We start from the raw sequence: 12,216 nt of genomic DNA, 5'->3' as shown, positions 1-12,216 counted from the left end.
CATGCGCCGGCCGCTGTTGTGGCTGCTGATGGGTGTGATGCCTGCGCTGGCGACAGCGCAGGACGAGCCGTTGCGCGTGGCCTATCAGGGCGAGTTGTTGTCGTTGAGTCAGACGCAACTGATCAAGCGCGAACCGTTGCCAGCGTCGCTGGATGCGCCGCTGGGCAGTCTGTGGAAGTTGTTCGTCTACGCGTGGCTGGTGGATACCGGTGCACAGGAACCGGCGTATGAATGTCGCGGGCAGTCCAAAGAAGAAGTTTATTGCTGCTCGGCGGGCGGCAAGATCGAGCGGGATCAGGCACTGGTGAAGTCCTGCGGTCTGTATTTCGAACCGGCGCGGTTGGGCATTGCAGCGACGGATTGGCGAGCGTATTGGCAGGCGCGGCAGGCGCCGTCGTGGTTGCTGGATTTGCCAGCCGTGCAACCGGCAACAAGGGTTTCGGTTGCCGAGTTATTGAGCGTTCTGGCGTTGCTGCCAGCGCAGGAACAGATGCGCCGCGTGCTGCTCGATGTCGTGCTGAACGCGGCGGACGGCAATGTCGTCGGCGAGTTGGGCGGGCGTTTGCGGGTGAAAACCTGGAGCTGGCTCGGCGACCAGGATGCGCAATCGCGACAAGGCGGATTCGCTGGCTGGACCACTGATGGCGCGCCGATCTGGGCGGGCGGGCGCGGCACCAGTCAGATGGTCCTGCGTCATTACGGTCAGGCGCTGGCCAGCGTGTTGCCGACGGCGTGGCCAGCAGACGCGGGGCGTTGTGTGGAAGTCGGGCTGTTTTCGAAATACCCGGTTTCGACAGTTCTGGCCGGGGATCGTGTTGCCACGTCCGGGCCATTGCGCGGCGATTACCGCGTCGAATTCGCCAACGGCAATGCGCTGGACATCCACAGCGATGGCGAATTGTTTCTGCTCAACGACAAACTCGTCGCAAGGCTTGATCGCGAAGAATATGTCGCCCGTGTCCTTGAGCGCGAAGCCAAACCGCAACCCGCCGAAGCCGCCAAGGCGCTGGCCGTAGCGATCCGCACTTATCTGCTGCAAAACGCCACGCGCAACGGCGATTGCCTGAGCATCGACGACAGCAGCAATCGCCAGCGCGTCGCCCCGCGTCCAGCCTCGGCCGAGTCACGCAACATCGCGGCGTGGACGGCGGACCTGGTAATGGCTGGCAGCACCGTCACCTATCACTCCGACCAGCCCGGCCCAGACAAACTCGCCTGGCAGCAAGCCGTCGAGCAAGCGAACGCCGGCCAGCGCTACGACGCGATTCTGCTGCACGCCTATCCACGCGCCAGCCTCAGCCGCTGGGACAACCCGGTCGCCTCCTGCGAAGCATTGCCCGCCGCGCAAGACTGGCTGCAAAAGCAGCGACGCGGCTGGCGTCCGACGCTGGAAAGCGAAACCGGCTACAACGAAGTCAGCACTTTCGCCGTATGCAAACTCGCCTTCGGCCGGCCCTTCGTTGACCGCGAACGCCAGCGGATTTACGTGCGCGGCGTGCTGAGCCTGCAGGATCGCCTCGACCTGACCCACGAATATCTGCACCTGGCCTTCGAAGCACACCCCAACGGCCAGGATGAAACCTACATCGAAGGGCTCGCCCGTCACCTTTTGCTGGAATAGACCATGACACTCCGTTATCCACAGGTCTTGCTGCTGCTCTGTGCCCTCAACGTGCTGCCGCAAGCATTCGCCGCCGATGGCGTCAAACTCGACACCCCGGTGGGCGGCTGGCGCAGCGGCGCACCGCAAGGCGAGGGCGAGAGCTTTCGCCAGACCGTCAACTACCCGGCCTCGTCGGTCAACACACCGCTTGGCCAGGCCAATACCGCCAGAATCAGCGGCCAGATCAAAGCCGTGCCGAAGAACAACGAACCCGGCCGCCTGATCGTCAACGGCGTCAGCATGCCGCTGAAAATCGACCCCGCCGGCGGCTTCGATCGCCCGTTCTCCTTCCCCAACGGCAGCAACAGCGTCGAAGTGCGCAGCGCCGACGGCCAGCAACGCCACCGTACGCAATTCCTCAACGCCCGCGGCGGCGCCACCCCGGCCAAACTGCGCGTCCTGCTGGCTTGGGACAGCGACGGCACCGACCTCGACCTCCACCTGATAACCCCCGACGGCGCCCACATCTGGTACGGCAACCGCGTCGCACCCAACGGCGCCGCCCTCGACGTCGACGTCACCACCGGCTACGGCCCGGAGATCGCCGCCATGCCCGCGCCGATCAAGGGGCAGTATCTGGTCTACGTGAATTATTACGGCGGCGGGTATCGCGGGGATGATGGAGGTGGGGACGAAGCGGTGCAGGCGCTGACCACGGCGCAGGTGACGGTGATTACTGAAGAAGGCACGCCGAGCGAGAAGATGGAGACGTTTGTAGTGCCGATGCGGACGGCGGGAGAGCTGACGTTGGTGAAGTCGTTCAGTTATCCGTGACGGAAATCGGGCAGCAGGTTGCTGCCCAATTTTATCGAGCGTCTTTCAGGCCGCTAATCCAGGCCGGAAAGTACTGGATGTCAGGCGCTTGAGCGCAATATCAAGGGCCTGATCATCGAACAGTTTGCTCTTGCGAGCCGCAGCACCGGCGCCACCCTCCCAATGCTTCAATGCTTCGCGTAGCGCTGGAACAGTCGCAGATACCCCTTCCTGGCTCAACAACCAATCGACCGTGGCCAATAACTCCATACCGAATGGCGATTCAAAACCGTCAATCAGTTGAGCCGTACGTTCCAACGCTTGCGAATATGCCTTGGCCTCAGTCTTGAGATACGTTTGTAAAAACGCTTTGCGATCTTGATCAAACCAGATCACATCATTAATGCCTGCGTCGCTGATGCGCTTGTCACAGTGCAGATAGCTGCCATCGAGGTTATCAAGCAGGTGTTCAAGCCGGTTGGCGTATGGGCCATATTTATGTGCGACGAACTTCAGGTTCAGAGGGTTCTCGGTATCTGGCAGCTGCTCGATAGCGCGCTCAAGAAACCAGGCGAGCTTCTGAATCTCCAGCAGACTGCACTCCATGCCTAAAACCCAGTAGCGACGAACCAGTTCGGCGATAAGCGCCCGGGCTGGCGTGAGCTTTTCTACGCCCGCGCGTTTGGCGACATTCAGATACTGATTGGACGGCTCGAACACCAAGACATCAGCATCGAGATCTCCCAACACTTCGACAATCTGTTCACGGACGTCAGGCCACTTCAAACCGCCGTTACCAGCACCTAACGGTGGAACCGCAACGGATTTCACATCGTTTTCAAGCAGGAACCGCCGCAGGTCATGCAAACCTTCGGTGATCCATGCCATCTGCGACGGCGACCGCCAGTGGCGCTTGGTGGGGAAATTCACGATCCAGCGAGGGCCGTCGAGTTCGTTGGTGGCAGTCACATGCATTTTGCCGGTTTCTACTTCCCCGGCCTTACACGCCGCTGCATACACGCGGTAATTCTGCGCAAAGCGCTCTTTGAACATCAATGCGATGCCCTTGCCCATCACGCCTACGGTATTCACCGTGTTGACGAGGGCTTCTGTTTTGGCTTCCAGCAGGTTGCCTTGGGTGAATCTGATCATTGGAAATACCATTTGGGACGCGCATGGACAGGCAACGTCAGGCTCTGGGTGCGATGTCTGCTTCTGAGGGTGTACGCGTTGTACTTTTTACAAATGATCAGCACTTGCACCTCGGCGGCGTGCGTCCGGCAAATGGGATGTTTCGAAATCAGGTCCGGGATGGCAAGCGATCTTGCGCAACCTCGTAGGCTGCCTCCCGCTCACGTTTGCCTATGGCGACCACGAACACCAGGATTTCGTGATCAAGTACCTGATAGATCAAGCGATAACCGGCGCTTTTCAATTTCACTTTATAGCAGTCTGGTAGCTCGCGAAGCCGATTGGCTTCGATTCGAGGATTCTCCAAGACCTCAGCCAGTTTTTTTTTGAACTGTTGGCGAACTGTATCGCCCAGCTTGTTCCACTCTTTTAACGCACGTCGATCAAACTCAAGCTCATAAGTCATCCAGACTCACCTTGACCCGCTGAGGGGATGCGAGACGTTCGGTGACTACGGCAATCAGCGCTTCATCCTCTTCACTGAGCAGCGCCGCTTTGAAGGGTAACTTGCCTCGCTCTGCTACATATTGGAGGGTTTGGCGCAGAAGCTCCGACGGCGTGACGCCGAGCTTTTCGAGTTCTGCGAATGAGCGCTGTTTCAGATCATCATCGATGCGGATGTTGATGGAAGCCATGATGGGATACCTGTAATGACGGTTGTCGTTACGGTAACAAGGGGATCGCGTTCTCGACAAGTGAGAATTCAAGTTCCGGACGGTAGGCGTAGCCTTTTTGCAGGCATTAAAAAGCCGGCTTGTGGCCGGCTTCTCGGGGACTGGCTTGGTTTATTTTTGGTAAACCGCGCCAGCCTTCAAAACGTACATCCGGATCTGCGTCCGGCTGTGGGACTTGGTCAGACGTTGGTCTGCCGCGTCGGGCGTCATCCGAGCCGCTGGGCGGGTCGATGCGCGAATGTGGGGCGCAGGATACTGAGTTTTGCTCTGGATTCCCAGCCTCGAGTGCGGTTTAGAGCGACTGAAGCGGTACAAACTCGGGATTTGTACCGGTTGTCAGGGCCTCTTCGCGGGCAAGCCCGCTCCCACAGGTTTTGGCAAACAATTACAGAAACGGCACCACCGGCCGGCGCTTGCCCAGTGTCGACCACCAGAACACCCAGCCAAGAATGTGAATCCGCTGCTCTTCGATCTGCGCCGGCCGGAACACCTCGTCGGGGTATTCGGCGCTGTTGTGGCTGCGCATGCGCAGGCCATTGCCGGGCATGCGGTGCAGGTATTTGATGCGCAGCATGCCGTCGTGCTCTACGGCGTAGATTTCGCCGTCGACGACCTGGGTCAGGCCACGGTCGATGGCGACAATGGAGCCGTCTTCGATGCGATCGGCCATGCTGTTGCCGATCATGTGCGCGCAGATGGCGTTGGCGTGCTGGATGTCGAGTTGATCGAGGTGGGCGCGGGGCAGGCGCAGGGATTGGTCGGGGTCGAGGATGACGTGGGTTTTGCCGTCGCCGTTGGCGATCGGGGTTTCCTTGAAAAATGCCAGGTCAATGTCGCTGGGGTTGATGACGGTGTAGACGCCGCAGATGGACTGGGCATCGAACGTGTCGCCATTGCTGGCGGGTGGGTGCAGGCGCGCGACCTCCTTGACGCCTTCCCCGGTTTTCAGCCATTCACTATTGACCGACAACAGGCGTGAGACTTCTTCCATGCGATACGCCGGGACGCCCCGGGTGTACCAGTTATGAACGTTTTGGGCTTCCGTGCCCCAGAACCTTGCGAAATCCGTGGTGCTGATGTTCGCTGCTTCCAGGAGTGCCTTGAATCGTGGACCGCTAGTGTTCTTTCTCATAAACACGGAGTCTACGGCCGGACTAGAGCGGTTTGAATAAACCGGGCGTTCAAAAAAAGCCTGTATTTTGCGACGGGATGTAAGACGTACTTGTGGGAAATTAAACAGATTAAAACTGCATGTAGGAATTTAAACGGTTTGTTTACCCGGGCTTTTTCAAGAGCCCTCACCCCAACCCTCTCCCGGAGGGAGAGGGGGCCGACCAAGGTGTATTTCGAGTTACATCGAGCTGAAAAACCTAGTCGATTATGCAGACGCCAATAACAAAAAACCCCGGAAATCCGGGGTTTTCTTCAAGCGTCACGCAAAGCGCAATGGCTTAGCCCTTGTAGGCGGCAACCGACTTGGTGATCGCTTCGCGGGCAGCGTCTGCACCGGCCCAGCCTTCGATCTTGACCCACTTGCCCTTCTCGAGATCCTTGTAGTTCGCGAAGAAGTGCTCGATCTGCTGGATCAGCAGGGGCGGCAGGTCGGTGTATTCCTTCACATCGACGTACAGCTGCGACAGCTTGTCGTGTGGCACTGCGATGACTTTGGCATCGCCGCCGCCGTCGTCGGTCATGTTCAGGATGCCGACTGGACGCGCGCGGATTACCGAGCCTGGAGCAACCGGGTAAGGGGTCACGACCAGCACGTCCAGGGGATCACCGTCGTCAGCCAGGGTGTTCGGGATGTAACCGTAGTTGGCCGGGTAGAACATTGGGGTGGCCATGAAACGGTCAACGAACAGGCAATCGCTGTCTTTGTCGATTTCGTATTTGATCGGCGCGTGGTTGGCCGGGATCTCGATCGCGACGTAGATGTCGTTCGGCAGGTCTTTGCCAGCCGGAATCTTGCTGTAGCTCATTGGGCGTTGCCCCCGTAGTTGACCAAAAACACTTGGCCGGATTGACCAAAAAGTGGCGGCGATTATAGGCACATTCCTACGCCGACGCCACGTACCAGAAGTCGTGCAGAGCTTAGTCGTGCGCCTGATAGACCGGGTCTGTGGCCTGAAGTTGCCGCAGTCTGCCCAATGGATCCTGCCGGTAGAAAAGCTGCAGTTGCAAGTAGACCTGTGGATAAGCCTCATGCAGCAGATCCGGGGCGCTGAAGAAGTATTCGCTGGTGACGGCGAAGAACTCCGCCGGGTTCTCGGCGGCGTAGGGATCAATGGCGGTTTCGGCGTCTGGATCGTGGTCGAGCTGGCGGTTGAGGTCGTCGTAGGCCGCCTGCATCACTTCAGCCCAGTCGCTGACGCGCATGTCGGTGTGCAGTGGCGGCAGGCCGTTGGCGTCGCCGTTGAGCATATCGAGCTTGTGCGCCAGTTCGTGGATCACCAGGTTGTAGCCTTCCCAGCCACCGCTGGCCTGTACGCCGGGCCAGGCGAGAATCACCGGCCCCTGCTGCCAGGCCTCACCGCTGTGTTCGCCGTCCCACTCATGCTCGACGCCGCTGGCATCGCGATGACGTTGCGGGCTGAGGAAGTCATCCGGGTACAGCACGATCTCGTGGAAACCCTGGTACCAATTCAGATCACCGAGATGCAGCAACGGCAACTGCGCTTGGGCGGCGAGCAGCAGGCGCTGTTCCTGATGCAGTTCGACGCCGGGCAGGGCGGTCAGGTGTTTGTCGTCGAGAAACAGCACACAGGCTTCGCGCAACCACTGGTCTTCAGCAGCGCTGATGCCATCGAGGAAGGAGAGTTGGTGGCGCACCCGTTGCCACAGGTCGTCGGCAATCGGGTGCTTGGCCAGGAGGCGCCGGCGTCGCCAGGCGCTCAGTGACCACATCGGATCAGTGCGATTGCACTTTGGTGCCGCCGAACCGGCTGCGCACCACGCCGATGATCATCGGCACCAGCGACAGCAGGATGATTGCCACCACCAGCAGAGAGAGGTTTTTCTTGATGAACGGCACGTTGCCGAAGAAGTAACCCAAGGTGACCAGACCGCCAACCCAGAGGATGGTGCCGAGCACGCTGAAGCCGAAGAAACGCGGGTACGGCATCCGCGCCACGCCCGCGACGAACGGCGCGAAGGTGCGGATGATCGGCAGGAAACGCGCCATGGTCACGGTCTTGCCGCCATGCTTGTCGTAGAAGTCGTGGGTTTTTTGCAGGTAATCGCGACGGAAGATTTTCGAGTTCGGGTTGCTGAACAGCTTCTCCCCGGCCGTGCGTCCGATCACGTAGTTGGTACTGTCGCCCATGATCGCCGCCAGCATCAGCAGGCCACCGAGCAGCACCGGATCCATGCCACCGCCGGCTGCCACTGCGCCAGCGATGAACAGCAGCGAGTCACCCGGCAGGAATGGCATCACCACCAGACCGGTCTCACAGAAGATCACCAGAAACAGGATGGCGTAGATCCATGGCCCATAGTTGTTCACCAGCAAATCGAGGTACACATCGAGATGCAGGATAAGGTCGAGCGGGTTGAAATCCATGGGGGCACCTGTATGACGGCCCGACTCGGCAGGCCTGTGCGGATGACTTCGTGTAAGCCTACAGCGGGGTGTAGTTTTTCTTACAAGCCGGAAAGAACGGGATTATACGGTCTGACCGCTGAAAAGCGCGCCGGTTTTGTAGCGGGGAATGTCGTGGTGTGAACAATTGTCAGCCCTCAAAAGATCGCAGCCTTCGGCAGCTCCTGCAATTGGAACGCGTTCCGCTGTAGGAGCTGCCGAAGGCTGCGATCTTTTGGATTCAGAGTTCTTCGCTGATCGGCAGTACGTAGTTCTTGAACTCGGTGTCTTCCTTGAAGCCGATCGATTCGTAGGTTTTCTGCGCCACTTCGTTGTTCGCGCTGGTCGAGACGCGCATGCGCACGGCCTGGGTTTCCTTGGCCATTTTCTTTGCAGTGCGGATCAGGTTGTCGGCGACCAGTTGCCGGCGCGCATCTTCGGCAACGTAGATGTCGTTGAGAATCCACACCCGTTTGAGCGACAGCGACGAAAAGCTCGGATAGAGCTGGCAGAAGCCCATGAGTTTCTTGTCATCATCGTCGGCCAGGGCCAGATAGATCACTGACTCTTTGCGGCGCAGGCGTTTTTCGAGGAACGCGCGGGAGGAATCCGGGTAAGGCAGGGAGCCGTAGAACTCGCGATATTTGACGAACAAAGGAGTCAGCAAATCCAGATGTTCGAGGGTCGCTTGAATAATCCGCATGATAGGTCTCGTCTTCAAGTGGCTGTCTTCAACTGCTCTGACGGCGATGGGAAACCCGGGCGGCCGTGCGTCGATCCTGCCTGAAAGCAGCGCAGAAAGGCAATGCGGAAACGGTTCAGGCTGGCGGTGGATCGAGCAGGAAATTGCCTTTCATGTCCACAGCGTCGTCCGCCTCCAACGTGTGCAGCTGAGCTTCATCCTTCAGATTGACCCCCGACAACTGGCGCCGACAGGCCTCGCGCATCAGATACAGCAAGCGATGCGCCGCCATGCCGTAGCTCAGGCCTTCAAGCCGAACATTGGAAATGCAGTTGCGATACGCATCGGTCAGGCCGACCTTCGGCGCGTAGGTGAAATACAGCCCGAGGCTGTCCGGCGAACTCAGGCCCGGGCGCTCGCCGATCAGCATTACCACCATTTTCGCCCCGAGCAGATGGCCGATCTCGTCACCGATAGCGACGCGGCCCTGTTCCACCAGCACCACCGGCGCCACGGACCAGCCGTCGCCGCTCATCTGTTCTTCCAGGCGCGTCAGGAACGGCAGGGTGTGGCGATGCACCGCCAGCGCCGACAGGCCATCCGCGACGACCATCACCAGATCGACCCCGCCCGGATGTTGGCTGGCGTAGTCGCGCAAGGTCTGCGCCGATTCATCGCTGAGCTTGCGTCCCAGGTCCGGGCGTTGCAGATAGGTGTGTCGGTCCGGCGCGGCGCTTTGCAGCGCCAGGGTTTCCCGCCCGCGCTCGCTCAGTTGTGCGCTGATTTCGCTGTGATCGAAGGCCAGGTGCACGGCATCGCGGGCCTGGGCGTGGGCAAACTGAAAATCCAGCTGCGCCCGCGTCGGCAGACTGGTGCCGGTGCGGCCCAGGGCAATGCGTGCCGGGGTCAGGCGGCGCAGTTCCAGCCACGGGTTTTGCGGATCGACCGGTGGTTTTTCCATAAGACTCATCCCAAGTGCGCCAAAGCCTGGCGGAAGGCTGGCGGCAGGTTGTTGCCGAAGCGAACCTTGCCGTCCGCCTGGGTGAAGATGCCCATGTTGGCCAGCCACTGCTCGAACTCCGGCGCCGGTTTCAGGCCCAGGGTCTGGCGGGCGTACAAGGCGTCGTGAAACGAAGTGGTCTGGTAATTGAGCATGATGTCGTCGGAGCCGGGGATGCCCATGATGAAGTTGATCCCGGCGACGCCGAGCAACGTCAGCAGGGTATCCATGTCGTCCTGATCGGCTTCGGCGTGGTTGGTGTAGCAGATGTCGCAGCCCATCGGCACGCCGAGCAACTTGCCGCAGAAGTGATCTTCAAGGCCGGCGCGGATGATCTGCTTGCCGTTGTAGAGGTACTCCGGGCCGATAAATCCTACGACGGTGTTCACCAGGAACGGCTTGAAATGTCGCGCCACGGCGTAGGCCCTTGTCTCGCAGGTCTGTTGGTCGACACCGTGGTGGGCGTTGGCTGACAGCGCGCTGCCCTGACCGGTTTCGAAATACATCAGGTTCTGCCCGAGGGTGCCGCGCTTGAGACTGAGCCCGGCGTCGTAGCCTTCCTGCAACACGCTGAGGTTGATGCCGAAACTGGCATTGGCTGCCTCAGTACCGGCAATCGACTGGAACACCAGATCCAGCGGCACGCCACGGTTGATCGCCTCGATCGAAGTGGTGACGTGGGTCAGCACGCAGGCCTGGGTCGGGATGTCGTAGCGCTGGATGATCGCGTCGAGCATCTCCAGCATCGCGCAGATCGAAGCGATGCTGTCGGTGGCCGGGTTGACCCCGATCATTGCGTCGCCGTTGCCGTAGAGCAGGCCGTCGAGAATGCTCGCGGCGATGCCGGACGGCTCGTCGGTCGGGTGGTTGGGTTGCAGGCGGGTCGACAGGCGCCCGCGTAAACCGAGGGTGCCGCGAAATTGGGTGACCACGCGGATTTTCTGCGCGACCAGCACCAGATCCTGCACGCGCATGATCTTCGACACGGCGGCGACCATTTCCGGGCTCAAACCGGGGGCGAGGGCGCGCAGGCTGGTTTCGTCCGCCGCATCACTGAGCAGCCAGTCGCGAAAGCCGCCGACGGTGAGGTGGCTGACCACGGCGAAGGCTTGTTTGTCGTGGGTGTCGATGATCAGCCGGGTAACTTCATCGGCTTCGTAAGGAATCAGCGCTTCTTGCAGGAAGTGCGTGAGCGGGATGTCCGCCAGGGCCATTTGCGCGGCCACCCGTTCGCCGTCGTTGAGCGCGGCGATCTCGGCGAGAAAATCCCCCGAGCGGGCGGGGCTGGCCTTGGCCATGACGTCTTTGAGGCTGTCGAAGCGGTAAGTCTGCGCGCCGACCGTGTGAGCAAAACTGGCCATTCAGCGTTCTCCGTGACGGCGCAGAATGGGTCTGCGCCGTGGTTTTCGACAATCAGTGCAAGGCTTGTTCAGCTTTTTGAATCGCCGCGAATTCTTCTTCCGGCGTGCCCGCTACCAAGTGATGCCGACTGTAGAAAGCAAAGTAAGCAATTAACACTCCATAGATGATCGCCGCGCCGATCACCACCCGTGGATCGACGAGGAAGCCCGCCACCACGGCGATGCACGCCAATACCAGCGCCACACCCGAGGTGAAAATGCCACCCGGCGTGCGGTACGGCCGGTCCATTTTGGGGCGACGGATGCGCAGGGTGATGTGCGCGGCCATCATCAGCACATAGGAAATGGTAGCGCCGAACACCGCGACCAGAATCAGCAAGTCGCCCTGACCGGTCAGCGACAGACCGAAACCGATGATGCCGGGGATCACCAAGGCCAGCACCGGCGCCTTGCTCTTGTTGGTCTGCGATAGTTTGCGCGGCAGGTAACCGGCCCGCGACAGCGCGAAGATCTGCCGCGAGTAGGCGTAGATGATCGAGAAGAAGCTGGCGATCAGTCCGGCCAGACCGACGAGATTGACGAAGCTGCCCATCCACGTCGAGCCACCGTAGGCCTTGCTCAGTGCTTCGACCAGCGGGTTACCCGAAGTCAGCAGCGAATTTGCACCGGCGCCGCCGGGACCGACGATCAGAATCAGCAGGGCGAACATCAGCAGCACCAGCATCGCCCCGATCAGGCCACGCGGCAGGTCGCGCTTGGGGTTTTTGGTTTCTTCAGCGGCCAGCGGCACGCCTTCGACGGCGAGGAAAAACCAGATCGCATAGGGAATCGCCGCCCATACGCCGACATAGCCGAACGGCAGAAACGCACTGGCGCCGACCGCAGTGGTCACCGGGATGTCGAGCAGGTTGGCGACGTCGAAGTGCGGCACCATCGCCACCAGAAACACCCCCAGCGCCAGCGCAGCGACGGCGGTGATGATGAACATCAGTTTGAGCGCTTCGCCGACCCCGAAAATGTGGATGGCGATGAAGATGATGTAGAACGCCAGATAGATCATCCAGCCGCCGATACCGAACAGCGACTCGCAGTAGGCGCCGATGAATACCGCGATGGCAGCGGGGGCGATGGCGTATTCGATGAGGATCGCGGTGCCGGTAAGAAACCCGCCCCACGGCCCGAAAGCACTGCGGGCGAATCCGTAGCCGCCGCCAGCGGTGGGAATCATCGAGGACAATTCGGCCAGGGAAAAGCACATGCACAGGTACATGGTCGCCATCAGCAGCGTGGCGAGAAACATGCCGCCCCAGCCACC

General features: G+C 60.3%; 13 protein-coding genes. 2 read left to right on the top strand and 11 right to left on the bottom strand.

The features are described from left to right. The first annotated feature begins 1 nt into the window (after position 1). Together D6877_RS27535 and D6877_RS27530 are read left to right on the top strand one after the other, a co-directional pair. The gene (locus tag D6877_RS27535; protein WP_130912724.1) at positions 2–1,621 is read left to right on the top strand and encodes a DUF2300 domain-containing protein; all 1,620 of its coding nucleotides are present in this window, start codon (positions 2–4) and stop codon (positions 1,619–1,621) included. Positions 1,622–1,624: 3 nt separating this feature from the next. Further along, positions 1,625–2,437: a DUF2135 domain-containing protein gene (locus tag D6877_RS27530; protein WP_130912723.1), complete on the top strand. Its 813-nt coding sequence runs from the start codon at positions 1,625–1,627 to the stop codon at positions 2,435–2,437. A gap of 45 nt (positions 2,438–2,482) precedes the next feature. Here the strand turns inward: D6877_RS27530 and D6877_RS27525 are convergent, their stop codons facing one another. The 11 genes from D6877_RS27525 to eat form a co-directional block, all read right to left on the bottom strand. Continuing rightward, positions 2,483–3,568, bottom strand: a complete 1,086-nt coding sequence (locus tag D6877_RS27525; protein WP_125918227.1) for a macro domain-containing protein — start codon at positions 3,566–3,568, stop codon at positions 2,483–2,485. A gap of 148 nt (positions 3,569–3,716) precedes the next feature. Then, complete coding sequence (locus D6877_RS27520) at positions 3,717–4,013, bottom strand: type II toxin-antitoxin system RelE/ParE family toxin (protein WP_041477706.1); 297 nt, start codon at positions 4,011–4,013, stop codon at positions 3,717–3,719. Next, positions 4,003–4,242: a type II toxin-antitoxin system RelB/DinJ family antitoxin gene (locus D6877_RS27515; RefSeq protein WP_039761862.1), complete on the bottom strand. Its 240-nt coding sequence runs from the start codon at positions 4,240–4,242 to the stop codon at positions 4,003–4,005. The genes D6877_RS27520 and D6877_RS27515 overlap by 11 nt, the downstream gene beginning before the upstream one ends. A 424-nt stretch (positions 4,243–4,666) precedes the next feature. Continuing rightward, on the bottom strand, positions 4,667–5,413 hold the full coding sequence (locus tag D6877_RS27510; protein WP_073475694.1) for a S24 family peptidase: 747 nt from the start codon (positions 5,411–5,413) through the stop codon (positions 4,667–4,669). Positions 5,414–5,732: 319 nt separating this feature from the next. Next, positions 5,733–6,260 (bottom strand): inorganic diphosphatase, encoded by a 528-nt coding sequence (gene ppa, locus D6877_RS27505; RefSeq protein ID WP_003205933.1) that lies wholly within the window; start codon positions 6,258–6,260, stop codon positions 5,733–5,735. Positions 6,261–6,372: 112 nt separating this feature from the next. Further along, a complete protein-coding gene (locus D6877_RS27500; RefSeq protein ID WP_130912722.1) occupies positions 6,373–7,185 on the bottom strand; it encodes a zinc-dependent peptidase in 813 nt (270 codons plus the stop codon). A 4-nt stretch (positions 7,186–7,189) separates the two neighbouring features. Then, positions 7,190–7,840: a DedA family protein gene (locus tag D6877_RS27495; protein WP_016773001.1), complete on the bottom strand. Its 651-nt coding sequence runs from the start codon at positions 7,838–7,840 to the stop codon at positions 7,190–7,192. Positions 7,841–8,099: 259 nt separating this feature from the next. Continuing rightward, the gene (locus tag D6877_RS27490; RefSeq protein WP_130912721.1) at positions 8,100–8,561 is read right to left on the bottom strand and encodes a GNAT family N-acetyltransferase; all 462 of its coding nucleotides are present in this window, start codon (positions 8,559–8,561) and stop codon (positions 8,100–8,102) included. Between the two features lie 115 nt (positions 8,562–8,676). Continuing rightward, complete coding sequence (gene eutC, locus D6877_RS27485; protein ID WP_130912720.1) at positions 8,677–9,501, bottom strand: ethanolamine ammonia-lyase subunit EutC; 825 nt, start codon at positions 9,499–9,501, stop codon at positions 8,677–8,679. Between the two features lie 5 nt (positions 9,502–9,506). Continuing rightward, complete coding sequence (locus tag D6877_RS27480; RefSeq protein WP_130912719.1) at positions 9,507–10,901, bottom strand: ethanolamine ammonia-lyase subunit EutB; 1,395 nt, start codon at positions 10,899–10,901, stop codon at positions 9,507–9,509. Positions 10,902–10,953: 52 nt separating this feature from the next. After that, positions 10,954–12,216: ethanolamine permease (gene eat, locus D6877_RS27475; RefSeq protein ID WP_130912718.1), on the bottom strand; the 1,263-nt coding region annotated here is incomplete at its 5' end.

The organism is Pseudomonas sp. Sample_9 (assembly GCF_004307535.1).
Classification (GTDB): domain Bacteria; phylum Pseudomonadota; class Gammaproteobacteria; order Pseudomonadales; family Pseudomonadaceae; genus Aquipseudomonas; species Aquipseudomonas mercuritolerans.
The sequence above is the reverse complement of the archived record's forward strand: the minus strand, read 5'-3'. Positions and strand labels throughout refer to the sequence as shown.

Bases quoted from the DNA above. Each gene is read 5' to 3' on its own strand.
- ppa (WP_003205933.1), bottom strand. From the start codon at position 6,260: ATGAGCTACAGCAAGATTCCGGCTGGCAAAGACCTGCCGAACGACATC.
- D6877_RS27515 (WP_039761862.1), bottom strand. From the start codon at position 4,242: ATGGCTTCCATCAACATCCGCATCGATGATGATCTGAAACAGCGCTCA.
- D6877_RS27490 (WP_130912721.1), bottom strand. From the start codon at position 8,561: ATGCGGATTATTCAAGCGACCCTCGAACATCTGGATTTGCTGACTCCT.
- D6877_RS27520 (WP_041477706.1), bottom strand. From the start codon at position 4,013: ATGACTTATGAGCTTGAGTTTGATCGACGTGCGTTAAAAGAGTGGAAC.
- D6877_RS27530 (WP_130912723.1), top strand. From the start codon at position 1,625: ATGACACTCCGTTATCCACAGGTCTTGCTGCTGCTCTGTGCCCTCAAC.
- D6877_RS27480 (WP_130912719.1), bottom strand. From the start codon at position 10,901: ATGGCCAGTTTTGCTCACACGGTCGGCGCGCAGACTTACCGCTTCGAC.
- D6877_RS27535 (WP_130912724.1), top strand. From the start codon at position 2: ATGCGCCGGCCGCTGTTGTGGCTGCTGATGGGTGTGATGCCTGCGCTG.
- D6877_RS27525 (WP_125918227.1), bottom strand. From the start codon at position 3,568: ATGATCAGATTCACCCAAGGCAACCTGCTGGAAGCCAAAACAGAAGCC.
- D6877_RS27495 (WP_016773001.1), bottom strand. From the start codon at position 7,840: ATGGATTTCAACCCGCTCGACCTTATCCTGCATCTCGATGTGTACCTC.
- D6877_RS27510 (WP_073475694.1), bottom strand. From the start codon at position 5,413: ATGAGAAAGAACACTAGCGGTCCACGATTCAAGGCACTCCTGGAAGCA.
- D6877_RS27500 (WP_130912722.1), bottom strand. From the start codon at position 7,185: ATGTGGTCACTGAGCGCCTGGCGACGCCGGCGCCTCCTGGCCAAGCAC.
- eutC (WP_130912720.1), bottom strand. From the start codon at position 9,501: ATGGAAAAACCACCGGTCGATCCGCAAAACCCGTGGCTGGAACTGCGC.